Origin of the sequence: Anaerovibrio sp. RM50, assembly GCF_000622005.1 — a bacterium.
In the GTDB taxonomy this organism is placed as follows: domain Bacteria; phylum Bacillota; class Negativicutes; order Selenomonadales; family Selenomonadaceae; genus Anaerovibrio.
Genome location: NZ_KK211383.1, coordinates 80509 through 105004, shown reverse-complemented (window position 1 = coordinate 105004; position 24496 = coordinate 80509). Strand labels below are relative to the sequence as shown.

Sequence of the window (24496 nt, the reverse complement as noted above, 5' to 3'; positions counted from 1 at the left end):
CGGGGATACTTTATCTTGCGGATTGTGACAGCGAATGGTATAATATGCTTTGTGAGAAATTTCATTCCGCAATGAATAAAAAGCGCTCGTAGTCCAGTGGATAGGACGTTAGCCTCCGGAGCTGAAAGCGTGGGTTCGACTCCCGCCGAGCGCACCAAGTAGATTTTTAGCCTAGTGTATTTTCACTGGGCTTTTTTCATGCCTGGATAAAAACGAAATGTTTTCCATGCCCTTGACTCTAACTCCTATATTTGCTAAAATTCCTCTTAGCGATGAAGAAGAGGAGTAGTCCTTTAGGAACTGTCACGGAATAACTCCTGTATCTTGCTTGTCTAAATATTCACTGTCTGCGTTGTCGTCCTTCGTCATAGCACCACTATGACTCACTTCTCCGCCTAGACAGTAAATATTTATTCTTCGCAATATCCTAGGATTTACTCCGTGACAGTTCCTATCAAGCGATGCAGGGGTGGTGTGAGCCTGCTGTTGGGACGAATGGCACTTTGGAGCGTAAGTAAATATCCATTGAGGCGGAATGCTTTGGCATTCAAGCAGGGTGGAACCGCGGGTTATCTCGTCCCTGTAACATTATTAACCGATGTTACAGGGGCGTTTTTTATTGTTTCTGTAACAAATCAGAAGGAGGCAAACTCTTATGAAATATCAGGAAATGATCCTGGCCCTTCAGCAGTTCTGGTCCGAGCAGGGCTGTATTCTGGGCGAACCTTATGACGTAGAAAAGGGTGCCGGCACCATGAACCCATTCACTTTCCTCAGAGTTCTTGGACCTGAGCCTTGGAATGTGGCTTATGTGGAGCCTTCCCGCCGTCCGGCAGATGGCCGTTATGGCGACAATCCAAACCGTCTTTATCAGCATCATCAGTTCCAGGTTATTATGAAGCCGTCCCCTGACAATATTCAGGAGCTTTATTTGGCATCTCTGGAGCGCCTTGGCATCAACCCTAAGGAGCATGATATCCGCTTTGTTGAGGATAACTGGGAATCTCCAACTCTGGGTGCCTGGGGCCTTGGCTGGGAGGTTTGGCTGGATGGCATGGAAATCACCCAGTTCACCTATTTCCAGCAGGTGGGCAGCCAGGATATTAAGCCAACTGCCGTTGAGATTACCTATGGTCTGGAGCGCCTTGCCATGTACATCCAGGGCGTTGAGAATGTTTACGACATTCAGTGGGTTGGCGACTACACCTATGGTGATGTATTCCATCAGAACGAGTTTGAGCAGTCCACCTATGCTTTTGATCTGTCTGATGCAGATCTGCTCTTTGACCTCTTTGACAAGTATGAGAAGGAGGCTGTCCGCGTAATCGACAAGGGTTATGTTCATCCAGCCTATGACTATGTATTAAAGTGCTCCCATGCATTCAACATGTTGGATGCCCGTGGTGCTATTTCCGTATCTGAGCGTGCTGCCTTTATCGGCCGCGTTCGTAAGCTCGCCCGTATGTGCGCCGCATGCTACTTGAAGCAGCGTGAGGAGCTGGGCTATCCAATGATGGGAAAGGGGAATAAGGCATAATGAGCAAGACTTTATTATTAGAAATTGGTACTGAGGAAATTCCAGCCTATGCAATGCCTGGTATTATCTCTCAGCTTAAGGAAAATGCCGAGAAGACCTTCACTGACCTGCGTCTTACCTACGACAATGTAAAGACCATGGGTACTCCACGCCGTTTGGCTCTCATCGTTGAGGGACTGGCTGAAAATCAGGAGGACCTTTCCAAGGAGAACCGCGGTCCGGCTGTTAATATCGCCTTTGATGCCGATGGCAATCCTACCAAGGCAGCTCAGGGCTTTGCCCGGGGCCAGGGTATTGATGCCAAGGATCTGGTTACCAAGGATGGCTATGTATACGCTATGGTACATGAGGTGGGCGGCAAAACAGTTGACCTTCTCAGCGATACATTGAAGGGTCTGGTGGATGGCCTGAATTTCCCAAACAATATGCACTGGGCAGATCTGGACTACAAGTTCATTCGTCCGCTCCGTTGGCTGGTGGGCCTCTATGGTGAGGAAGTTATTGATTTTGAAACTGCTAATGTAAAATCCGGCCGCATTTCCCGTGGCCACCGTTTCCTCTCCGAAGGTGATTTTGAAATTAAGAGTGCTGATGATTATGAGAAGGCTTGTGAGGAGCAGTTTATTATCGTTGACCATAACCGTCGCCGTGAGATGATTCGTCAGCAGATCGTGGAGCTGGCTGAGTCCAAGGGTGGCAAGGCTCAGATTGAGGAAGGTCTGCTGGAGGAGGTTCTCTATCTGGTAGAATATCCAACAGCTCTTTGTGGCACCATTGATGATAAGTATCTGAAGCTCCCTGCTGAGGCTGTTATTACCCCAATGCGTGACCACCAGCGTTATTTCCCTGTATTGAAGGATGGCAAGCTGATGCCTCTCTTTATTACTATCCGTAATGGTGGCAGTGAGCATCTGGAAATCGTACAGCATGGTAATGAGCGCGTACTTCGTGCCCGTCTTGAGGATGCCCAGTTCTTCTTCGATGAGGACCGCAAGAAATCCCTGGAGGAGCACGGCGACAAGCTGAAGACCGTAGTATTCCAGGAAGGCCTTGGTTCTATTTACGACAAGGCTGGTCGTTTGGAGAAGCTGGCAGCATATATTGCTGATGAACTTAAGGTTTCTGATCAGGAGAAAAAGGATGCTGTTCGTGCAGCCAAGCTTTGTAAGGCTGACCTTGTAACCGGTATGGTAACTGAGTTCACCGAGCTTCAGGGTATTATGGGTCGTGAATATGCCCTCCTTGATGGTGAGAACCCAGCAGTAGCCCAGGCTATTGACGAGCATTATATGCCAAGAAGCGCATCTGATGGACAGCCTGCTTCTGTAGCTGGCCGTATCGTTTCTATGGCTGACAAGATTGATAATTTGGTGGCAACCTTCAGCCGCGGCCTTATTCCAACAGGCTCCCAGGATCCATTTGCCCTGCGTCGTCAGGCCCTTGGTATGGTGAATATGCTGGTGGAGGCCAAGTACCACATTTCCCTTTCCGGTCTTGTGGCAAAGGCTATGGAGCTTCTTAACATTAATGACTCCAAGGCTCAGGCCAAGATGCAGGATGATGTGGCTGATTTTATGAAGCTCCGTCTGAAGAATGTTCTTTCCGATGCTGAGATTCGCTATGATGTGGTGGATGCAGTATTCGTTGATGTGGATGATATTTATTCTGTAACCCTCCGTGCCCAGGCTGTAAACGAGGCGGTTAAGAAGGAAGGCATTGAAGAGACCATTCAGTCCTTTAATCGCGCCGGCAACATTTCCCGCAAGGATGAAACCGTTGCAGCTGGCTGTGATGCGTCCCTCTTTGTGGAGACAGCAGAGGGTGTGCTGAATGATGAGTTCAAGGTGGCTTCTGCCAAGGTGGGAAGCTTGTTGGCAGGTCAGGATTACGCTGGTGCCATTGCTGAGCTTACCAAACTGGCAGCTCCGATAGATGGATTCTTTGATGCTGTAATGGTTATGGACAAGGATGAGAAGATTAAGAACAACCGCCTTGGTCTGTTAAAGGCTGTTGATCAGCTCATCTGCAAGGTGGCAGACTTCAGCAAGATCGTTTTAGGCTAATTTTAAGGGCGCAGGGGCAGTGGCTTTCACAATGTCACGATACTAAAACTTTTTCTTGCTTTTATATAGTGCAAAAAATCATAACTCGCTTCGCTCAAACAAATGATTTTTTTCACTAATATTAAGGAAAGCAACAAAAAGTTTATTAACGCATCGTGACAAACTGTTCAAGCCATCTGCCCCTGCGCTATAATAATCAGGCAATAAAAAATGCTGCTCCTTTCGGAACAGCATTTTTTTAATAGATTTAAATTAGTCTTTTACAATCTCAGCCAATGTAGCTGCTACGGACTTGCTCATGATGTCCAGAGCAGTATCAACAGCCTTGAGGAACATGAGACCGCCGTCAGCAACACCACGACCGTTAGAAACAGCGTTCAGGTCGATATATTCATGAACTGGCAGCTTGCCGCGCTCTTCAGCAATCTTTGCTTTGAGAATTGCTTCGATAGATTCCTGAGTCATTTAGAACTCTCCCCTCTAAATCATAATAAACATAATATGTCATATTATATCATAGAATAATAGTTTTGTGTACACTGTTTTTAATTAAAGAAACCTCCAAACCTTGACATAAGTGGGTTAAAATGGTAAACCATAAAATGAGATTTATTTTTTGATATAGAGACTATGTAAAAGGCGGTGCGAAATATGATGGTCAGGGAACGTACTGAGGAAATGGAATATGAGATGCTTTCTCCCTTGGCGGCCAAAAGTCGTGATGCAGAAAGGGAACGGCCGGAGGAGGATTGCGAATTTCGTACCAGATTCCAGCGGGACCGGGACCGCATAATTCACTCCAAGTCTTTCCGCCGCTTAAAGCACAAGACCCAGGTCTATATTATTTCCGGTGATCATTACCGCACCCGCATGACCCATAGTCTGGAGGTGGCCCAGATAGGCCGTACTATTGCCAGAAGCCTGCGCCTTAATGAGGACTTGACAGAGGCCATTGCCCTTGGGCACGATGTGGGGCATACCGCCTTCGGCCATGCAGGGGAAGCGGCTCTGGACAGGCTCACAGGCCACTTTGCCCACAATGAGCAAAGTCTTAGAGTTGTCAAATATCTGGAAAAGGGCGGAAAAGGCCTTAATCTCACTAAGGAAACCATGGACGGCATCCTTCACCACAGTGGCGGCATCAGTCCTTTTACTATGGAAGGAAAAATAATCCATTGGGCTGATCGTATTGCCTACCTCTGCCATGATTTTGATGACAGTATGCGGGCAAATATTTTGCAGCCTGACAGTCTGCCGAAGGTGGTTATCGAAAAAATTGGCAATGACACCTCCAGGATGATTACCGCCATGGTATCGGATATGATTCGCTCCTCAGAGAAAAAGGGCGATATTGCCTTTTCGGATGAAATGAATGAGGCCATGAGTATTTTCAGGGAATTTATGTTCGATAGTATATATCATTCAGAGCGTCTGGCTACGGAACGCAATCAGGCGGTATTTGTTATTGAACAGCTTTTTAAATATTTTATGGATAATCCTGACAAAATGCCACTGGAGTTTCAAAAACGGCAGAGCCAATGGGGACTGGAGCAGACAGTGGTGGACTACGTGGCCGGCATTACAGACAGCTATGCAGTACAGCTGTTTAATGATATTTTCATGCCTCCTGTTGGAGTTATGGTGAAGTGATCTGAAGCTTATTTTTGCAATTTCGCTCAGATTCGCTAAGATTTCGTTCTAAAAAAAGGATATTTTGAATTTATATTGAATATTAATAGTGCAAGGGATTTGAATAAGGCTATACAAAAATTTAGCAGCATCTTGCAGGATTTTTAGGTTTAGCCGCGAATTATACCGTGGTATCTTTATGATAACAGGTATAAAGGTATGACAAATCTTTGCACTGTTTTTATGCGTTGGAAAAGGATGAGTACACATGGCAACCTGGCTGACAGATGAATTCGTGGAGAGAGTTCGGTCAGAATCAGATCTTGTTTCTGTAATATCCACCTATGTACCGTTAAAGCGCAAAGGAAAACAGTTTTGGGGCTGTTGCCCGTTTCACAATGAAAAAACACCTTCCTTTGCTGTGACCCCGGAGAAGGGATTTTTTTACTGCTTTGGCTGTCACGCAGGTGGGGATGTTTTTAAGTTTATATCCATGATAGAAAGTATTTCCTACAGGGAAGCTATTATATTTCAGGCGGAGAAGCTGAATATTCCCCTTCCTGAAAGAGAGCGGAGCCCTGAGGAAATAGCCCGTGAAGAGAAGCTGAAAAAGCTTCGTGAGGCCCATGAGATGGCCAGTAAATTCTTCCATAATTGTCTTACCATGACAAAATATGGAACTGCCGGTTTGGAATACTTTCATAGTCGTGGAATAAACGACAATATAATAGAAGAATTTAACCTTGGCTTTGCCCCTGATGCCTGGGACAAACTTACCACAGCCTTTGCCAAGCGTGGCATTGACACAGAGATTTTGCTGGAAAGCGGTTTGGTGGTGAAAAGGCAGAAGGGTCAGGGAGAGTATGACAGATTTCGTAACCGTGTGATGATTCCGATTATGGATGAGCGGGGACGGGTATGTGGTTTTGGGGGGCGTGTTATTGATAATGGCAATCCCAAATATCTAAATTCCCCTGAAACAATTCTTTTCAACAAGCGCAAGCTTCTCTTTGGTCTGGACAAGGCCCATAGGGCCATTGGTCAGGAGGGATTTGCCCTTGTGGTGGAAGGCTATATGGATGTTATTTCCGTGGCGGCAGCCGGTATAAAAAACGTGGTTGCTTCATTGGGGACGGCATTTACTATAGACCAGTGCAAGAAGCTTTTAAGGTATGCCCCTGCTGTTTATTTTTGCTATGACAGCGATAATGCCGGGCAGGAGGCTATTTCAAGGGCCATTGGCATAGCTGCTGAAACCTCTGCTGCCATAAAGGTGGTTCAGTTGCCTGATTGCAAGGATCCTGATGAATATATCAGGAAATATGGGGTTGAGGAATTTCGGAAGGTGGTCAGTCAGGCCGTTTCCGTGGTGGAGTTCCGCCTGAAGCACATTATGGCCCACAGCGATGTTTCCGGGCTGGAAGGAAGGCTCAGGGCTCTGTCGGAAATGTTGCCAATATTGGCTACAATCAGAAATACAGCGGAGCGTTCAGCTTATGTGTCAAAGGTGGCACAATTGCTAAGTGTGTCAGAAAATGATATACTTGTAGAGTTAGGCAAAAAAAGTCGTTGGGCCGGTGACAACCAAGGTACCACCAAAGCAATCCGAAGCGTGGTGCGGCAGGTTGACAATGCAGAACGGCGTGCGGGCAGGGTTATTATCCGTATGGTATGGGATGAGCCTGCCATCATTGACCATTTTGTAAGCTTGGTGCCTATAGATTCAGTGCCTGATGAGATTCACAAAAAAATATTGATTGCCCTGATGGAAAAATACAGGGCTGGCGAAAAAATAAGTGACATTATGGGAATGGCCAATTTAGGCGACGAAGCTGTTGAGGAATTATCCCGGGCAGTAGTCGAGGACTTAGGAGAGGAAGACCATTCCATATTATATGAGGCTTGTGTGCGCCAATTGCGGAGAAATTATCTGGTGAGCCAGTATGAAGTGCATTCAAGAAATGCCGAGAAAATGTATCGGCAGGGTGATGCAAAGTATTTGGAGGAACTGGCCATTAGTCAGAAAATAAAACATGAAATGGATGAATTACAAGGTGTTAATTGATTTTCAACTACCAAAATTCTGAGAAAGGAGGTTTATCAATGGCTGAGAAAAAGAAAAAGACTACCACTACTGAACAGGAAGATACCAAAGCAGCATCTACCCAGAAAAAAGTAAAATCCACCAAAGCAGAAGCACCTGCAGACAAGAAGACTGGTAAGACTGCTGCCAAGAAATCTGCCAAAACAACAGCTGCCAAGACTGTAACGACTAAGTCTGCAACTGCCAAGGCTGTGACGACTAAGGTTTCAACTGCCAAGTCTGCATCCACCAAGACTGCAACGACTAAGGCAACATCCGCCAAGTCTCCATCTGTCAAGTCTGCATCCACCAAAACTGCAACTGCCAAGAAAACAACTACCGCAAAGGCTGCCACCAAGACAGTAAAGAAGACAGTCGCCGAGGATAGCGAAAACAAGAAGAACGAGACTGCCAAGAGTGAAAAGCCTGCTAAAACCACCCAAACCACCAAAACAGTCAAGAGCACCAAAGCTAAAGAAAATGCTAAGACCAAGGCTTCAGCTGAAGCAAATGATACTGTGGACAATATCCCAGAGATGGAAGGCGGCAATTTAGCTGATTTAGTAGAACGTGCTCGTGATAATGGGAATAAGATAACAGCAGGGGAGATTATGGAAGCTTTACAGAAACAGGATATATCTCCGGAAGAGTTGGATGAAATCATTGTGGACAAGTTCAGTAAGAATGGTGTGGAAGTTTCTTTTGACGAAACCGACTCGGACGATGATGTTGATAAACCTGAAGATGAAGATGATGTTGACGTTGAGGTAGGTATTAATATACCTGACGGTGTAAATATAGATGACCCGGTTCGTATGTATTTGAAGGAGATTGGCAGGGTGCCGCTTCTTACGGGTTCAGAGGAGAAGGAATTGGCAGAGCGTATGGAGGACGGCGTTTCTGCTGAAATCCGCTTGGCCGCAGATGAAGTTGTCAGACATGATGCTGAGACAGGTACTGACAGTGTAAGACCTTTGTCAGAATGGACTGAGCTTTTGCAGCTTGATAACAATGATGTTACCCGTAAATACCTTCATGTGGACAATGATAGCGTAAATGCTATCGTGGAACAGTACAAGGAGGATATAGACGGTCTTGAGGACTTCGACAGTGAGCTCTTTACCAATTATAATGAAGCATTAGGTTATGCTGAACTTGAGGTGGAGCCTCTTTCCAAGAATGACATAATCGCCATGAATACGGCTAAGGCCTTTGGCGAGGATGCCCAGAAGCGTCTGGCAGAGGCTAACCTTCGTCTGGTTGTAAGTATTGCCAAGCGTTATGTAGGTCGTGGTATGCTGTTCCTGGATTTGATTCAGGAGGGCAATCTGGGATTGATTAAGGCCGTTGAAAAGTTTGACCATACCAAGGGCTATAAGTTCAGTACCTATGCTACATGGTGGATCAGACAGGCCATTACCAGAGCTATTGCGGATCAGGCAAGAACAATCCGCATTCCGGTTCACATGGTGGAGACCATCAACAAGCTTATCCGTGTTACCAGACAGCTGGTTCAGGATTTGGGACGTGATCCAAAGCCTAACGAGATTGCCAAGAAGATGGATATCAGCGTTGAACGTGTTCGTGAAATAATGAAGATTGCCCAGGAACCAGTTTCCCTGGAGACTCCTATTGGCGAGGAGGAAGACTCCCACCTTGGCGATTTCATTGAGGATCACGATGCACCGGCACCAGCAGAGCAGGCATCTTTCATGATGCTTAAGGAACAGTTGGCGGAGGTCCTGGATACCCTTACTGAGCGTGAACGCAAGGTTTTGGTTCTTCGCTTTGGTATTGAGGACGGTCGTGCACGTACGCTGGAAGAAGTGGGACAGAGCTTTGGCGTAACGCGAGAGCGTATCCGTCAGATTGAGGCCAAGGCCTTGAGAAAGTTGCGTCATCCAACCCGTAGCAAGAAGCTCAAGGATTTCCTCGACTGATAATATGTTTATATTGCGTATTAATGAAAGGGGACTGCTTATGCTGTCCCCTTTTAGGTTATGTTTTAAAGGGGAGAGTACTGTTTTGAGCAATTAGGGCACCTCCCCAAATAAAATAGAGGTGAACTTATGTTAGATGACCGTTTGAAGGCTGTGGCGGAATTTGTGCCTATTTCAGACAGTGTGGCTGATATTGGTACGGATCATGGCTATCTGGCCATTGAACTCTTCAAAATTAATAATGCCCGCAGAGTAATCGCCGCAGACTTAAACTCAGGCCCCTGCCAGGCTGCCAGACGTACCATTTCTGAGGCAGGATTTAATGAATCGATAGCTGTTCGCCAGGGTGACGGACTGGCTGCCCTGACTGCTGGAGAGGTGGATACTGTTTGTATTGCCGGAATGGGGGGCAAGCTGGAGGCAGATATACTGGAGGCACGGCCGGAGGTAACAGACCAGTTGAAATGTCTGGTGCTTCAGCCACAAAATGGTTTTGAATACCTTAGAGGCTGGCTTTATGACAACAACTGGCTCATAGAAGATGAAAAACTTGCCAAGGTTGACGGCAGGGTATATCAGATAATAAAGGCTGTCCGGGGGATGGCGGAGCCACTTAACGAAGCAGAACTTATTTTGGGGCCTGTGCTCATAAAAAAACGTCCGGAGCTTTTCACTGAACATGTTCAGAACAACATTGCCCAGCTTGACAAAATTCGTCAGGGGCTTCAGAAGGGTGGCAGCCATACAAAGGAAAAACTGGCAGAGATTGAAGCCAGGATAAAGCTGTTGGAGGGATATACATTATGAAGTGTCAGACAATAATGGGAATTATGGAAAAACTGGCTCCCAAAAAGTTGGCAGAAAACTGGGATAATCCCGGTCTTCAGTTGGGCAGTCCCGAGCAGGAGATAAGCAAGATTTTTGTGTGTCTTGATGTAAGCTTGCCAGTGGTTGATAGGGCTATTGAAATTGGGGCGGATATGATAATCTCCCATCATCCGGTAATGCTCTTCAAGGGGCTCCTAAGTATAAGAACTGATACTTATGATGGAGGTATGCTCCAAAAGTTGCTCACTCACAATATCGCCGTATATTCTGCTCATACCAATCTGGATATTGCCCAGGGGGGCTGTAATGATATTTTGGCACAGTTGTGGAAGCTGGAAAAGGTAGAAGGATTAGCTATTACTGATGCGGAAACTGGTGACAGTTTAGGACGAATTGGCTACCTTCTCGAGCCAATGTCCATAGAAAAGTTTTCCACAATGCTTTGCGATACCTTAAAATGCAATCATGTCCGCCTTGTGAGAGGCGGCAAGGATACGGTAAGGAAGGTGGCACTTTGCAGCGGTGCCGGTGCTGAATTTATTGGCAAGGCGGTGTTTAAAGGTGCCGATGTTTATGTAACTGGCGACATAAAATACCATGAAGCACAGCAGGCTGTGAAACAGGGCATTAATCTTATTGATGCCGGTCACTTTGCCACTGAGTTCCCTGTGGTAAATGCTGTGGCAAAATACCTTCGCCGGGAGCTGGCTTCCATGAAGCAGGGAACTGAAGTGGAGGTTTGCGAGGATAATATCTCCGAAGATTTCTTTTATGTAGTTGGCGGGAAAGAAGGCTGATTATGACAAGACGGGAAACCATGGAGCTCTTCAGGAGCTTTCCTATTTACGGAATCACTGCGGAAAAAGCTTCTTTGGGACGAAGTAATTACGAAGTGGTAAAGGCCATGCTGGAGGCAGGTATACGCTTTGTGCAGTATCGGGAAAAGGAGAAGAGCGGTCTGGAACGTTACAAAGAATGTGTGGAGCTTCGCAGGCTCACCCGAGAATACGGGGCGGCATTTATAATTGATGATTTCGTGGATTTGGCTTTGGCAGTGGAAGCAGATGGTATTCATGTTGGTCAGGAAGATTTGCCTGCGAAAGTTGTCAGACAAATTGTGGGTAAAGACATGGTTATCGGACTTTCGACCCATAATCCGGGTCAATTAGAGGCGGCCAACCGTATAAAAGATGTGATAGATTATGTGGGGGTAGGTCCTGTTTTTGCCACGCAAACCAAGGCCACTGCTGAGCCCGTGGGCTTTTCCTACGTTGAGTACGCAGCCCAAAAATCTCTTGTGCCTTTTGTAGCAATTGGGGGCATAAAAACTCAAAATATTTTTCATGTATGGGAACATGGAGCAAAAAATATGGCTGTGGTTACCGATATAACGCAGGCTGACAACATCGAACAAAAAATACAAGAGTTACTCAAAAAACTCAAAAGTTAACCAATACATTACCATTATATGACCAATTCCCTCCTATGCAGTTTGACACTATTTTTTCAGAATGATATAATTACATTGTTATGAGCGTGAAAGACAATCGCTGACGATTTATTTCGTTTGAGGAAAGTCCGGGCTCCACAGGGCAGTGTGCTGGATAACGTCCAGCGAGGGTGACCTTAGGGAAAGTGTCATAGAAAAGGAAACCGCCTGGTTCGCCAGGTAAGGGTGGAAAGGTGCGGTAAGAGCGCACCAGCAGTCAGGTGACTGGCTGGCTTGATAAACCCCACATGGAGCAAGACCGAATAGGGAAGGATATGAGGCGGCCCGCTGACCTTCCGGGTGTGTCGCTAGAGCTGTCAGGCAACTGGCAGTCCAGATAAATGATTGTCACCGCTTCGGCGGAACAGAACTCGGCTTATTGATCACTCATAGCATTTTACAATCTAATATGATGGGCATACATATCTATAAAAAGCCTAATCCAGCCCATGGAGCGGGGGAACCAAATTTTTGGGGTGAATGAAAATCAGCTGTTGCAGCATGGATGCTGCACAAGTGGATCTTAAAGGGTAGTCTTTCTCAACCCTAACCCGGCAGCTAACCTCGTAGGCGCATAGAGAGAGGAGTGTCTTTTTGGGTAAGTTTATGCGCATTTTTGCGCTATCCATGATGTTTGTGTGCGTTTTTTCCGTGTGCAATGCTTCAGCATTTCGTATGGGAGATCAGGGAAGTGAGGTAGCAGAGATTCAGGGGCAGTTAGCTAACCTTGGATACGATGTTGCCGCTGATGGTGACTTTGGTCCGGCTACTGTGGAAGCAGTAAAGATGTTCCAGAGCAATCAGGGACTTACTGCTGATGGACTTGTTGGCCCTTCAACTTATTCAGCTTTGATGGGTAGGGATATGCCGCAGGTAAGCCGTAGCTTTAATTCCATTTCCCGCCGTATCATTTCCAATTCAATGGCCTACATTGGTGTACCTTATGTATTCGGTGGTACTTCCCCAAGTGGCTTCGATTGTTCTGGTTATGTACGTTATGTATTTGCCAATGCTGGAATTTATCTTCCACGCACTGCAGATGCACAGTACGAGGTCGGTATGCCGGTATCCCGTGGTGAGTTAATCCCGGGTGATCTGGTATTCTTCTCCACTTACGATTATGGTGCATCCCATGTTGGTATCTATCTCGGCGATGGTTCCTTCATCAATGCATCTTCCAGCCGTGGTGTTGCTGTGGATTCCCTGTACAGTGGTTATTGGGGTTCCTGCTACATCGGCGCACGCAGAGTAATTTAAAACTTCTATTTGGCGGAGCCTTGTGCTCCGTCTTTTTTTGTCTTTCCCACAATAAAAGAACCTGTACTTCATTGTACAGGTTCCTTGTATTTTTGAAGGTACTTATTCAGCTTTACGTACAACTTCAATCTCAACGCAATCCAGGGCACCGGAGATAGGCACATACTGTTTGCGGATTGTTACCTTGACTTCAGCTACAATCTGATTGTTGGCAATCAGTTTATCACCGATATGTCCGCCTAAGGCTTGCAGCAAATGGAATTTTTTGTTTTCAACTGCATCCTTTACTATGGAGTAAATGGTACTGGAGTTGATGGTGTCCGCCACATCATCGCTTTCCACGACTTTGTCGTTCTTGGTGGTTACCTCAACATCAAAATAGAACTTCTGGCCCTGCTCACGCTCGTACTCATACTGACCGTGGAAGCCGTAAAACATCATATTGAGAATTCTGATTTTTGCCACATAAATCAACTCCTTTGGATTATTTTGTCGTATAGGTAATACTTCGCCAAAGGTAATTTAATTCCTGCCTAAAATTTTATATATTTAAAAACTCTTTTTCAATTTTTTGGGCAATGGTCTTCAGCCCCCAGGGCTGCTCCTTAAGACGTGGTACAGCCTGTCGTAGTTGTTTTGTGGTGGCTCCGATAATTACATGGGTATGGGAGGCACTGAGATTTATAGTGGATGCGGAAACTGCAGCTTCTGCCCCCTGACTCAGCATGGTTTGCTTTAGAATATTGGCTGCCCTGGTGTCCACATCGGTGATTTTGAAGCAGTGAAATGTTAGTTTTTCCTTCATTATATTTATGCCCCGGGAAGATACCCCGATTTGCTCCATTTCCTTTTCAACTTCAACTGTCGGCTGAGAAGATAAAGTTATAATATTGCTTTCCATTGGAAATCTCCTTATTTTATTTGCGTTTGTTGTGCTTTTCATTGTATCATAATACCGTACGAGAATAAACTTGGCTTCATCAGGAGTGTGGGGCGGTTAATTTTTAGGAGGCATATTTTATGACAAAGAAGCGGCTTAATCCAGAAAGCTTTGATTTTCCGGTAGATGAGATTAAGAGCGGACTGTATAGTGACATATATTTTCTCCGTACTCAGGAGATTCTCAATCACGCTGATTATCATCCAACTGTAACCATGCAGATTTTCCAGCGTGACTATGCCACCCTCTGCGGTATTGACGAGGCCATTGCCCTTATTAAGCGGTGCGCCTATCATCCTGAAAGGATAAAGATCCGTGCTCTCCATGACGGTGATAAAATCGAGCCATGGGAGACTGTAATGACTATTGAAGGTGATTTGGCGGATTTCAGCCACCTGGAAACAGTGTACCTGGGGATTATTGCCCGCCAGACCAAGGTGGCCACCAACTGTGCCAAAGCGGTAGAGGCAGCCAACGGCAAGCCGGTATTGTTTTTCCCGTCCCGTTTTGACCATTATGCAGTTCAGAAGGGAGATGGCTATGCGGCAAAAATTGGTGGCATGACCAATGTATCAACCCCTGCCAATGCCCTTACCTGGGGAATAGAGGCAGCAGGCACTATTCCACATGCTCTTATTGCAGCCTGTGAGGGAGATACCCTGAAGGCCACTGAGATGTTCGATAAATATATTGACCCTAAAATTGGCCGGGTGGCGTTGGTGGATTTCAACAACGACTGTGTAGGTACAAGTCTCAAAGTGGCCCGTGCCCTGGGTGACAAGCTGTATGGTGTGCGCCTTGATACATCAGATAAGATGGTGGATAAGTCCCTTATCGGCCAGATGGGACATTTCAAGCCTACCGGCGTAAATGAGCAGCTTGTAAGAAATGTTCGTGAGGCACTGGATGCAGAGGGCTTCAATCATGTGAAGATTATGGTTTCCGGCGGCTTCAATCCGGAGCGCATCCGTCTCTTTGAAACCAACAATGTACCTGTGGATGTATATGCTGTAGGCAGCAATATTTTCGCTACCAATGCGGATTTCACCGCTGATATTGTGCTTGTGAACGGTAAACCATGTGCCAAGGCAGGCCGTGCCTATAGTGACAATCCAAGGCTTGAGGAAGTGGATTAATTATGGGTGATGTTATCATCTTAATATTGGTATTTCTGATGATTCTCTACGCATATTGGGATAAGCTGTTTACAAACTAAATTAGCAAGATGAAAGCATATGGGCTTTCACCAGCCCTTATACGAAATCTATAGTTCATTTTCATCTTTCAGATTCCATTCCCAAATATTTCATAGTAAAAAATGGCAGACTGCATATTGCAGTCTGCTTTTATATACCTATAAAAACAAAAAAATACTTCACAAAACGACATATATTTAATAATATATATGTAATAAATTAAATATATAAAATGTGAGGTATAAAATGGAAAAATATTATTTAGGAGTTTTGCAGAATATCCCTGGCATGACTGGCGCAATATTGGATAAACTTTTGGGGATATTCAAAAATGGGGAGGAGGTTTGGCGGGCATCGGAGCAAGAAATTGCCTACACCAAGCTCTTAACGGATGATAAATTGGAGAGCTTCTTCACCTTTCGCAGGGACAACTCCCGTTGCCCTGAGAAGTTAGCGGAAATGTGCCCAAAACAGCACATAAAACTGATTTCAAAAAAAGATGATGATTACCCGACTTTATTGAAGGAAACCTTCGATCCACCCCATATATTGTTTTGTAAAGGGCGCTTGGATAATGATCATTTTCGTATTGCCATGGTGGGGTCCCGTAAAATAAGTCCTTATGGAAGAGCCGTGGCGGAAAGATTTTCCGGTGGCCTGGCTTCCCTTGGAGTGACTGTTGTTAGTGGTGCGGCCTATGGTATTGATACGGAAAGCCATAGGGGGGCACTGGCTGTTGGGGGAATAACTGAGGCTGTCCTTGGCTGTGGAGTGGATGTGGCTTATCCCCGTTCCAATAAAAGGCTTCTGGAAGAGATTGCCGAAAGGGGAGCGGTGATTTCAGAGTATATGCCTGGTACCCAGCCCAACAAGTTTACTTTTCCCGCCAGAAACAGAATTATAGCCGGAATGTGTCGGGGAACCCTGGTGGTGGAGGCTGCACAAAAAAGCGGTGCCCTTATTACCTCTGACTGTGCTCTTAGGGAAAATAGGGATGTTTTCGCTGTGCCTGCAGGGATTTTTACCCAGGGAAGTGCAGGTTGCAATAAGCTGATTCAGCAGGGGGCCAAGCTGGTACTTGACACTAACGATATAATATCAGAGTACAGTGATTTTATAAAAAACAAGACTTTATCAGCAAAAAATGATAATATGGAAAAGAAATTTGCATTATCAGAGGAAGAAAGGCGTATTTACAGCCTCCTTACTCCTGATGTACCATTATCAGTTGATGAAATCATTTATAATTTACATGGCAGCGATGCTGCCAGTGTAGCCTTTTTGCTGCTCCAGATGGAAATACGGGGGATAATAAAAAGTAATGAGGCTCATTCGTATGTAAGGAAATAAAGGGGGACATTTTGTGACTGAAACGCAAAATGAAGACTTAAAGGAAAAGAAGGCAGCAACTAAAAAAACTGCTGCAAAAAAGACTGCTAATAAGAAAACAACCAGGAAAACTGTAAAAAAGACCACCGCTAAATCCAAGACTGACAAGGAATCCAGGAATACTCTTGTGCTGGTTGAGTCTCCGACCAAGGCAAAGACAATTGAGCGTTACCTTGGCAAGGGCTATGTGGTTAAGGCTTCCATGGGACATCTTCGCGATTTGCCCAAGAGCCAGTTTGCCATTGATGTGGATAATAACTTTGAGCCAAAGTACATTAATATCCGTGGCAAGGGTGACCTTATCAAGGAACTGAAAAAAGAAGCCAAGAAGGCTGATAAAATATATCTGGCAAGCGACCCCGACCGTGAGGGAGAAGCTATTGCATGGCATTTGGCACATCTTTTTGACATCGACAGCTCTTCTGACTGCCGAATTGTATTTAATGAGATAACAAAGCCGGCTATTCAGGCCGCTGTTAAGGAGCCCCATCCCATTAATCTGGATATGGTGGACGCCCAGCAGGCCCGCCGCATGCTGGACCGTATAGTGGGCTATAAGCTTAGCCCGCTTCTCTGGAGGAAGGTAAGGAAGGGCCTCAGTGCCGGACGTGTTCAGTCCGTAACTGTAAAGCTTATCTGTGACCGGGAAAAGGAAATAAAGGATTTCGTGTCCGTGGAGTATTGGACCATCGGCACCAAGCTGAAAAAGGGTACATCTCCTCAGTTTGAGGCGGAGCTTTCCCAAATTAACGGCAAAAAACTGGAAATCAGCAAGGGCGATGAGGCCAGAGCTGTTCAGGAGAAAATGGAGGCCTGCAAGTGGAAGGTGACTGAAATTAAGGAACGCCAGACATCCCGCAAGGCTGCACCGCCATTTACTACCTCCAGTCTCCAGCAGGATGCTGCAAGAAAGCTGGGCTTTACTTCCAAACGTACCATGATGGTTGCCCAGCAATTGTATGAAGGTATTGATTTGGGCCGTAAGGGGCCTGTGGGTCTTATTACATATATGCGTACAGATTCAGTGCGTATTTCCGAGCAGGCTCAGCAGGAAGCCAAGGAATATATTATGGAAAACTTTGGGGATAAATATTATCCTGCCAAGGCTAATGTATATTCCGTTGGTAAGAAGGCTCAGGATGCCCATGAGGCTATTCGTCCTACCAGTGCCATGATGGTTCCGCAGCAGATTGAGAAATATCTTAGCAAAGACCAGTTTAAGCTGTACCAGCTCATCTGGCAGCGTTTCGTGGCCAGCCAGATGGTTCCTGCCGTGTTCGACAGACTTGGTGTAACTATTACCAATTATGGGACGGACAAGGCGGTTAAGGAAGTATTTACCTTAAAGTCCACAGGCTCCAAAATGAAATTCCCTGGTTTCACTGCTGTTTATACCATGGCAGATACCAATGACAAGGATATAATCCTGCCTGATATGGCTGTAGGCGATGATATTAATCTTTTTAAGGTTAACCCTGTTCAGCACTTTACTGAACCGCCGCCACGCTACAATGATGCCTCCCTGGTTAAGACCTTGGAGGAAATGGGTATTGGACGTCCAAGTACCTATGCACCTATTATTGAAACAATATTGGCTCGTGGCTATGTACAGCGTATCAGCAAGTCCTTCCAGCCAACTGAGTTGGGAGATATTGTGGTGGATATGCTGAAGGAATACTTCAAGGATATTGTAGATGCCAAGTTCACTGCCGATTTGGAGGGGAAGTTGGACAGCGTTGCCGTGGGCAAGGTGGATAAAACGGATCTCCTTCGCGAATTCTACGGCCCCTTTGCCGAAACTTTGGAAAAGGCTGATGAGGCCATTGGTCATGTGGAGCTCCCAGTGGAGGTTTCTGATGTGCCATGTGATATTTGCGGCCGTATGATGGTGGTTAAGCAGGGGCGATTCGGCAAGTTCCTGGCTTGCCCTGGTTTCCCGGAGTGCCGCAACACCAAGGCCATTTTGAAGGATACGGGGGTAAAGTGCCCTAAGTGTGAAGGTCATATAGTAGAGAGAAAATCCCGCCGTGGCAAGGGCTTCTATGGTTGCAACAACTATCCTGAGTGCGATTTCGTAAGCTGGGATGCGCCAATTGCTGAGCCATGTCCGGAGTGCGGTTCCCTGCAACTGAAGCACTATTACAGAAATGGCCGTGGCCTGATATATTGCTACAATGCAGATTGCAAGACCAGAGCAGACCATCCAATTAACAAGGAACTTTTAAAACAGGCCAAGAAAGCCCAAAAGGCTGAGGAGGCCAAGAAGACCAAAGAGGAACAGAATGGATAAAATTATCGTAGTTGGGGCTGGTATGGCAGGCAGTGAAGCTGCCTGGCAGGCTGCCAACAGAGGCATAAAGGTTGATTTATATGAGATGCGCCCTGTAAAGAATACCCCGGCCCACAAGACTGATCTGTTTGCGGAGCTTGTTTGCAGCAACTCCCTTCGGGGTGCTGGTCTGGAAAACGCCGTGGGTGTTCTTAAGGAAGAAATGCGCCGTCTGGGATCTATAATTATGGAGGCAGCTGATGCCACCAAGGTTCCTGCAGGGGGAGCCTTGGCTGTGGACCGTCTGGGTTTTAGCAAATATATTACCGACAAGGTGAGCAACCATCCTTTAATCAATGTTATCCATAAGGAACTGGAAGAAATTCCTTATGAGGAAAATGCCGTTACTATTGTGTCTAGTGGTCCTCTCACAGAGGGTAAGCTGGCGGAAAATATTGGCGAGCTTATGGGGCAGGAGTACCTTTATTTCTATGACGCTGCAGCGCCCATTGTCACCCTTGAATCCATCGATATGACCAAGGCTTGGAAGGCTTCCCGATACGGTAAGGGCGAGGCAGCTTATATTAACTGCCCAATGACTAAGGAAGAATACCACAAATTCTGGAGAGAGCTGGTAAATTCCGAGAAGGCTCCAACCCATAACTTTGAAAAGGAAAAATTCTTTGAGGGATGTATGCCTGTGGAGGAAATGGCGTCACGGGGGGAGGATACTCTGCTATTTGGTCCTTTGAAACCTGTGGGGCTGGAAAATCCAGCTGACGGCAAGCTGCCTTATGCAGTTGTTCAGCTTCGTCAGGACAATGCGGAAGGAACTCTATATAATATTGTGGGGTTTCAGACACATCTTAAGTGGCCTGAACAGCGCCGGGTGTTTGGCATGATCCCTGGCCTTGAAAATGCAGAATTCGTTCGATACGGGGTAATGCACAGAAACACTTTTATTAATTCTCCTGAAACCATGCGTCCCACCATGCAGTTTAAAGGAAATGACAATCTTTTCTTTGCAGGTCAGATGACTGGTGTTGAAGGTTATGTGGAATCAGCCTCCTCCGGCCTTGTGGCTGGCATTAATGCTGCTCGCATATGCAAGGGATTGGAGCCAGTGGTATTTCCTCAGGAAACCGCTCACGGCTCCCTGTGCCATTACATCACTACGGCCCCTGCAAAACACTTTCAGCCAATGAATGTAAATTTTGGCATCATGTCTCCCATCAAGGAAAAAATTCGCGACAAAAAGCTCAAGAAACAGCGTATTGCAGAACGGGCCCTGGAGACCCTAGAAAAGTTTAAGGAGCAATTATAAATGGAAACACAATTTCACGCAACCACAATAGTTGCAGTTAAGCATAATGGCAAAACTGCCATCGCCGGTGATGGTCAGGTTACCTTTGGTCAGAATACTATAATGAAGGCAAGTGCCAGAAAAGTTCGCCGCTTATATCATGATAAGGTTCTGGCGGGATTTGCAGGTTCTGTGGCTGATGCCTTCACACTTTTTGAAAAATTCGAGGCCGCGCTGGAATCTTATAATGGCAATTTGCCAAGGGCTTCTGTGGAGCTTGCCAAGCAGTGGCGTACTGACAAGGTTCTCCGTAAACTGGAGGCCCTGCTTTTGGTGGCTGACAAGGAAAATCTTTTAATGATTTCCGGAAACGGCGAGGTTATTGAGCCGGACGGCGGTGTGGGTGCCATTGGATCAGGGGGCTTTTATGCCCTTTCAGCGGCCCGTGCTTTGATTAAGCACACAGAACTTTCTGCTGCGGAAATTGCCAAGGAGGCCCTCACTATTGCAGCTGATATTTGCGTATATACCAACCATAATATCAAGGTTGAGGAACTGGACTGATTTTAGTTAATAACGGAGGATTTTATGATGAATGAACAGACTCCAAAACAGATTGTTGAGGAATTAGATAAATATATAGTAGGCCAGAAGGCTGCCAAGCGGTCCGTGGCTATTGCACTGAGGAACCGGTGGCGCAGCCGTCAGTTGGACAATGAAAGCATGAAGGATGATATTATTCCAAAGAACATCCTTATGATTGGCTCCACTGGTGTGGGCAAAACTGAAATTGCCCGTCGCCTGGCCAAGATGGTGAAGGCTCCATTCATTAAGGTGGAGGCCACCAAATTTACTGAGGTGGGTTATGTAGGCCGCGACGTTGAATCCATTATCCGGGATCTGGCGGAGACCTCTGTGCGTATGGTGCGTTCTTCCCGTTTGGAGGAGGTACAGGAAAAGGCTGCGGAATTGGCAGAGGAACGTATTCTTGATGTTATGGTGCCTCAGCCAAAGAAATCCGTTGTAAATCCATTTGGACAGCTTTTCGGCAATTCCAATGATGAGGAATCCGAGGGAGTTTCTGATGAGGAACCAAAGCAGTATCAGGCAGGCCGTGAATGGTGCCGTAAAAAGCTATTGGCTGGTGAGTACGAGGACAAGATGATTGAAATCGACATCGAAGATAACAATAAGCCGATGGTAGGCATGTTTGCCGGATCTTCCCTTGAGGGTATGGGGGACAACATTCAGGATATTATTGGCAGTATGATGCCAAAGAAACATAAAAAGCGTAAGGTTACTGTTGAAGCAGCCCGCAAGCTGTTCCAGCAGGAAGAGGCCATGAAGCTTGTGGATATGGAGGAGGTTACCGAGGAAGCTGTGAAGGTGGCAGAGAACAGCGGTATCGTATTCCTTGATGAAATTGACAAGGTGGCCTCCAGCGGTGGTCATGGCAACAACCATGATGTGGCCCGTGACGGTGTACAGCGTGACATCCTGCCAATCGTTGAAGGTTCCACAGTAATGACCAAGTACGGTCCTGTAAAGACTGACCACATTCTCTTTATTGCTGCCGGTGCCTTCCACACCTCCAAACCATCAGATCTTATTCCGGAGCTTCAGGGCCGTTTCCCTATTCGCGTGGAGCTCACATCGTTGGAGAAGGAGGACTTCAAGCGCATTCTCACTGAGCCTCAAAATGCCCTTATCAAACAGTATAAAGCTCTTATGGGAACGGAGGGTATAGATCTGGAGTTCACCGATGAGGCTATTGACTGTCTGGCAAAGCTGGCCTGCGATGTGAATAACCAGAATGAAAATATTGGTGCCCGCCGCCTCCATACAATTTTGGAGAAGCTGCTGGAGAATCTTTCCTTTGATGCGCCGGATTTGGATGAAAAACACGTTGTAGTGGACGAGTCCTACGTTAAGGAAGCCCTTTCTGAAATAGTTGTTAATCAGGATGTTAGTCAGTTTATTCTATAAATAAGCAAAAATACAGAATTATATCCTGAAATAGCAAATGTATCAAAAAAGAAGAATATTTTAAATATAAATAATAAAAACAAAAATAATCACAATTTTGTGTGATTATTTTTGTTTTTTGTGGTAAAATTAATTGCACTAAAAGAATGACAAAAAATTGGGAGGGAAAAGAGTATGGCTACTCTTTTGGAAAGAACAAGAAAGATTAACAGAGTATTGCAGCGTTTCCACAATGTGGAATACAAGGAAATTGCAACTGTACTTAGTAATGTGATAGATGCAAATGTATATATTGTTGATACAGAAGGCAGTATATATGGTTATGCTTTTCAGGATGATTTTGAATGTGATTTGATGGTTGATAATGTAGTGTCTGTGGGCAAGTTCCCCCGCCATTACGTAAACTGGCTCAACAAGATTGATGAGACATCTGCCAACCTTCGTTCCAAATCAGGCCTTTGTGCTTTTGTGGATGACAGTGAGACCAAGTGCAAGTTCCATGGCAAAAATACTACCATTGTTCCTATTTATGGAGTTGGTGAACGTATCGGCACGTTGGTAGTGGCAAGATACAATGAAGATTTTACCAATGACGATTTGCTGTTGGCAGAATATGGTGCTGCTGTTGTGGGGATGGAGATGCTCCATGACCGCTCCCGCAGAAATCAGGAGGAAAAACAGAAGAAAGAAAATGTCAAGATGGCTCTTGACACCCTGTCCATTTCCGAGGCAATGGCTACCATTGAGATTTTCCGTGAGCTTGGGGGCAAGGAGGGTGCCGTTAATGCCTCGAAAATTGCCGACAGCCTGGATATTACCCGTTCCGTTATCGTCAATGCCCTTCGCAAGCTGGAATCTGCCGGCGTTGTTGAACCAAAATCACAGGGTATGAAGGGGACTCACATTAAGGTTAAGAACGATTATCTTTGGAAAGGCATCGAGGATTTGGCAAAAGAGACCGAATAAGGTATCTTTTACCAGCAGTTAAGTAAAAAATCTGTTGGTGACAATGGATGGTTGCCAATTATGACTATTATTAAAGCAGGGAGCTTGTTTTCTTTAAGTTGCAATCTCCCTGTTTTTTATTTCCTTAATAAATAATAATAATTAGCCATTTGCGTTTAAAAAGAATAGTGGACGATGGTCACAAATGTCTATATACTCTGGAAAAAACATGAAAATTTCTTCGTGATTTATTGAGAATGTGTTAAAATAGACAAGGATTTTTTAATTATTTGTAGAATGTTAGTAGTATATCGAATTATGCCCTTTTACGTTTTATGATAAATATTTTAGGAGGAAATGAGCCCATGTTGGATCAGATTTTTAATACCGCAACCATGGATTACCTGTCCCGTGGTATGTCTGCGGCAAACTTGAGGCATGAAGTTATCAGCAATAATATAGCTAATGTAAATACTCCTAAGTTTAAGAAAAGTGATGTCGTATTTGAAAGCCTACTGGCCAAGGAATTAGGCCTTGACAAGAAGCTGGGACTGGAAATGGTACGTACCCACGACCGCCATTTGCCTATTCCTATGAAGGAAAGGGCTGAGGCCACTGTAGTTATGGATGAAAGTACCACAATGAGAACAGACAAGAACAATGTTGATATTGACAAGGAAATGGCAAATATGGCCAAAAACCAGATTTATTACAATGCCATGACCAAGGAGATGGGAAGTTTTATTCAGAGGTTAAAGACTACTATTTCCAGCAAATAAAAGAGTAAATAATGAATTCTTTCATAATATATAGAATGGAGAACAGCTTATGAGTATGTTTGGTGGCATAGATGCAGCTGCTTCCGGTTTGACAGCTGAGCGTCTCAGAATGGATGTCATATCCAACAATATTGCTAATGTCAATACTACCCGTACTGAGAACGGGACCCCGTTCAAGCGCAAGTTTGTGGTATTTGAACCTAGAGAAATGCATAATAAGAATTTTGCCCGGGTCCTCTCTGGTGAGATTTCCAAGTCGGAGTTTGGCAAAAAGAGTGGCGATGGCGTTCGTGCTGTGGCTATTCAGGAGGATAACACCCAGGGTAAATTGGTATATGATCCAGGCCATCCGGATGCCAATGCTGATGGCTATGTTGAATTGCCAAATGTTAACATTGTAAACGAAATGGTAGACATGATTACGGCTTCCCGTGCTTATGAGGCCAATGTTACTACCATTAATGCGGCGAAGAGTATGGCTACACAGGCCTTAAGTATCAGTAAATAAATGAGGTGACATGATGCAGATAGAACCATTGAAGATGACTCCGGTTTCTATGCATGCTGAGAGTCATTTGGGAGAAACCCAGGAAGCGCCTGTAGTCAAAACCTTTGGCGAATATCTTGGGGATGCCCTTGGCAATGTAAATGCTTTGGAACAGGAATCAGAAAGAATGAACGCCTTGCTGGCAGCTGGTCAGGTTGAAGATATATCCCAGGTTGTAGTGGCAGCTGAAAAGGCTGACATTGCGTTGCAGCTTACGCTCCAAGTCCGCAACAAAGCTGTGGAAGCTTATCAGGAAATTATGCGTATGCAGGTATAATTTCTTGGTAAAAAAAGGCAAAACACAGCGAAGGGATTG

Annotated in this window: 21 protein-coding genes, 1 tRNA gene, 1 other RNA gene, 2 pseudogenes and 1 riboswitch; of the genes and pseudogenes, 22 read left to right on the top strand and 3 right to left on the bottom strand. The window is 45.5% G+C overall.

The features are described 5' to 3' along the window. The first annotated feature begins 82 nt into the window (after positions 1–82). From T525_RS0111835 to glyS, 3 genes are all read left to right on the top strand, one after another. Positions 83–157, top strand: a tRNA-Arg gene (locus tag T525_RS0111835). 498 nt (positions 158–655) lie between these two features. Continuing rightward, the gene (glyQ, locus tag T525_RS0111830) at positions 656–1537 is read left to right on the top strand and encodes a glycine--tRNA ligase subunit alpha (protein WP_027407355.1); all 882 of its coding nucleotides are present in this window, start codon (positions 656–658) and stop codon (positions 1535–1537) included. Beyond that, complete coding sequence (glyS, locus tag T525_RS0111825; RefSeq protein ID WP_027407354.1) at positions 1537–3600, top strand: glycine--tRNA ligase subunit beta; 2064 nt, start codon at positions 1537–1539, stop codon at positions 3598–3600. The genes glyQ and glyS overlap by 1 nt, the downstream gene beginning before the upstream one ends. Before the next feature lie 252 nt (positions 3601–3852). Here glyS and T525_RS0111820 read toward each other — a convergent pair whose 3' ends face one another. Further along, the gene (locus T525_RS0111820) at positions 3853–4065 is read right to left on the bottom strand and encodes a hypothetical protein (RefSeq protein ID WP_027407353.1); all 213 of its coding nucleotides are present in this window, start codon (positions 4063–4065) and stop codon (positions 3853–3855) included. A 186-nt stretch (positions 4066–4251) separates the two neighbouring features. Between T525_RS0111820 and T525_RS0111815 the strand changes: the two genes are divergently transcribed. The 9 genes and pseudogenes from T525_RS0111815 (at position 4252) to T525_RS0111785 (ending at position 12826) form a co-directional block, all read left to right on the top strand. After that, positions 4252–5250: a deoxyguanosinetriphosphate triphosphohydrolase gene (locus T525_RS0111815; RefSeq protein ID WP_027407352.1), complete on the top strand. Its 999-nt coding sequence runs from the start codon at positions 4252–4254 to the stop codon at positions 5248–5250. A gap of 247 nt (positions 5251–5497) precedes the next feature. Continuing rightward, positions 5498–7294, top strand: a complete 1797-nt coding sequence (gene dnaG, locus T525_RS0111810; protein ID WP_027407351.1) for a DNA primase — start codon at positions 5498–5500, stop codon at positions 7292–7294. Positions 7295–7332: 38 nt separating this feature from the next. Further along, positions 7333–8208, top strand: a pseudogene (locus T525_RS16810) (sigma-70 factor domain-containing protein); the annotation flags it as partial. A gap of 318 nt (positions 8209–8526) precedes the next feature. Continuing rightward, positions 8527–9252: pseudogene (gene rpoD / locus T525_RS16575) on the top strand (RNA polymerase sigma factor RpoD); the annotation flags it as partial. A gap of 129 nt (positions 9253–9381) precedes the next feature. Next, the gene (locus T525_RS0111800; RefSeq protein WP_027407350.1) at positions 9382–10059 is read left to right on the top strand and encodes a class I SAM-dependent methyltransferase; all 678 of its coding nucleotides are present in this window, start codon (positions 9382–9384) and stop codon (positions 10057–10059) included. After that, positions 10056–10877, top strand: a complete 822-nt coding sequence (locus T525_RS0111795) for a Nif3-like dinuclear metal center hexameric protein (RefSeq protein ID WP_369751947.1) — start codon at positions 10056–10058, stop codon at positions 10875–10877. Before T525_RS0111800 ends, T525_RS0111795 begins: the two co-directional genes overlap by 4 nt. A 2-nt stretch (positions 10878–10879) precedes the next feature. After that, positions 10880–11530, top strand: a complete 651-nt coding sequence (gene thiE / locus T525_RS0111790) for a thiamine phosphate synthase (protein WP_027407348.1) — start codon at positions 10880–10882, stop codon at positions 11528–11530. A gap of 81 nt (positions 11531–11611) precedes the next feature. After that, an RNA gene (gene rnpB, locus T525_RS15785) (RNase P RNA component class A) lies at positions 11612–11963 on the top strand. Between the two features lie 30 nt (positions 11964–11993). Further along, positions 11994–12158, top strand: a riboswitch (cyclic di-AMP (ydaO/yuaA leader). 17 nt (positions 12159–12175) lie between these two features. After that, complete coding sequence (locus T525_RS0111785; protein WP_198022699.1) at positions 12176–12826, top strand: NlpC/P60 family protein; 651 nt, start codon at positions 12176–12178, stop codon at positions 12824–12826. A gap of 102 nt (positions 12827–12928) precedes the next feature. On the opposite strand, the gene folB is transcribed toward T525_RS0111785, so the two are convergent. Then, positions 12929–13291, bottom strand: a complete 363-nt coding sequence (gene folB, locus T525_RS0111780) for a dihydroneopterin aldolase (protein WP_027407346.1) — start codon at positions 13289–13291, stop codon at positions 12929–12931. A gap of 76 nt (positions 13292–13367) precedes the next feature. Next, positions 13368–13727 carry a hypothetical protein gene (locus tag T525_RS0111775; protein ID WP_037325644.1) on the bottom strand — a complete coding sequence of 120 codons (360 nt, stop codon included), beginning with the start codon at positions 13725–13727 and terminating at the stop codon, positions 13368–13370. 119 nt (positions 13728–13846) lie between these two features. On the opposite strand from T525_RS0111775, the gene T525_RS0111770 reads away from it, so the two are divergent. The 10 genes from T525_RS0111770 to fliE all read left to right on the top strand — a co-directional run bounded on the left by T525_RS0111770 (position 13847) and on the right by fliE (position 24457). Next, the gene (locus T525_RS0111770) at positions 13847–14902 is read left to right on the top strand and encodes a nicotinate phosphoribosyltransferase (protein WP_027407344.1); all 1056 of its coding nucleotides are present in this window, start codon (positions 13847–13849) and stop codon (positions 14900–14902) included. Positions 14903–15208: 306 nt separating this feature from the next. Next, positions 15209–16312, top strand: a complete 1104-nt coding sequence (gene dprA, locus T525_RS0111765) for a DNA-processing protein DprA (RefSeq protein WP_027407343.1) — start codon at positions 15209–15211, stop codon at positions 16310–16312. Between the two features lie 13 nt (positions 16313–16325). Beyond that, positions 16326–18641, top strand: a complete 2316-nt coding sequence (gene topA, locus T525_RS15100) for a type I DNA topoisomerase (protein ID WP_084277078.1) — start codon at positions 16326–16328, stop codon at positions 18639–18641. Next, positions 18634–19944: a methylenetetrahydrofolate--tRNA-(uracil(54)-C(5))-methyltransferase (FADH(2)-oxidizing) TrmFO gene (gene trmFO / locus T525_RS0111755; protein ID WP_027407342.1), complete on the top strand. Its 1311-nt coding sequence runs from the start codon at positions 18634–18636 to the stop codon at positions 19942–19944. The genes topA and trmFO overlap by 8 nt, the downstream gene beginning before the upstream one ends. Then, positions 19945–20487, top strand: a complete 543-nt coding sequence (gene hslV, locus T525_RS0111750; protein ID WP_027407341.1) for an ATP-dependent protease subunit HslV — start codon at positions 19945–19947, stop codon at positions 20485–20487. Positions 20488–20511: 24 nt separating this feature from the next. After that, entirely contained in the window at positions 20512–21909 is a 1398-nt protein-coding gene (gene hslU / locus T525_RS0111745) for an ATP-dependent protease ATPase subunit HslU (protein ID WP_037325643.1), read from the top strand. A gap of 174 nt (positions 21910–22083) precedes the next feature. Beyond that, the gene (gene codY / locus T525_RS0111740; RefSeq protein WP_027407339.1) at positions 22084–22875 is read left to right on the top strand and encodes a GTP-sensing pleiotropic transcriptional regulator CodY; all 792 of its coding nucleotides are present in this window, start codon (positions 22084–22086) and stop codon (positions 22873–22875) included. Positions 22876–23219: 344 nt separating this feature from the next. After that, positions 23220–23633 carry a flagellar basal body rod protein FlgB gene (gene flgB / locus T525_RS0111735; RefSeq protein WP_027407338.1) on the top strand — a complete coding sequence of 138 codons (414 nt, stop codon included), beginning with the start codon at positions 23220–23222 and terminating at the stop codon, positions 23631–23633. Positions 23634–23682: 49 nt separating this feature from the next. Continuing rightward, on the top strand, positions 23683–24141 hold the full coding sequence (gene flgC, locus T525_RS0111730; RefSeq protein ID WP_027407337.1) for a flagellar basal body rod protein FlgC: 459 nt from the start codon (positions 23683–23685) through the stop codon (positions 24139–24141). Positions 24142–24154: 13 nt separating this feature from the next. Beyond that, complete coding sequence (gene fliE / locus T525_RS0111725) at positions 24155–24457, top strand: flagellar hook-basal body complex protein FliE (protein WP_027407336.1); 303 nt, start codon at positions 24155–24157, stop codon at positions 24455–24457. Positions 24458–24496 lie beyond the last annotated feature (39 nt).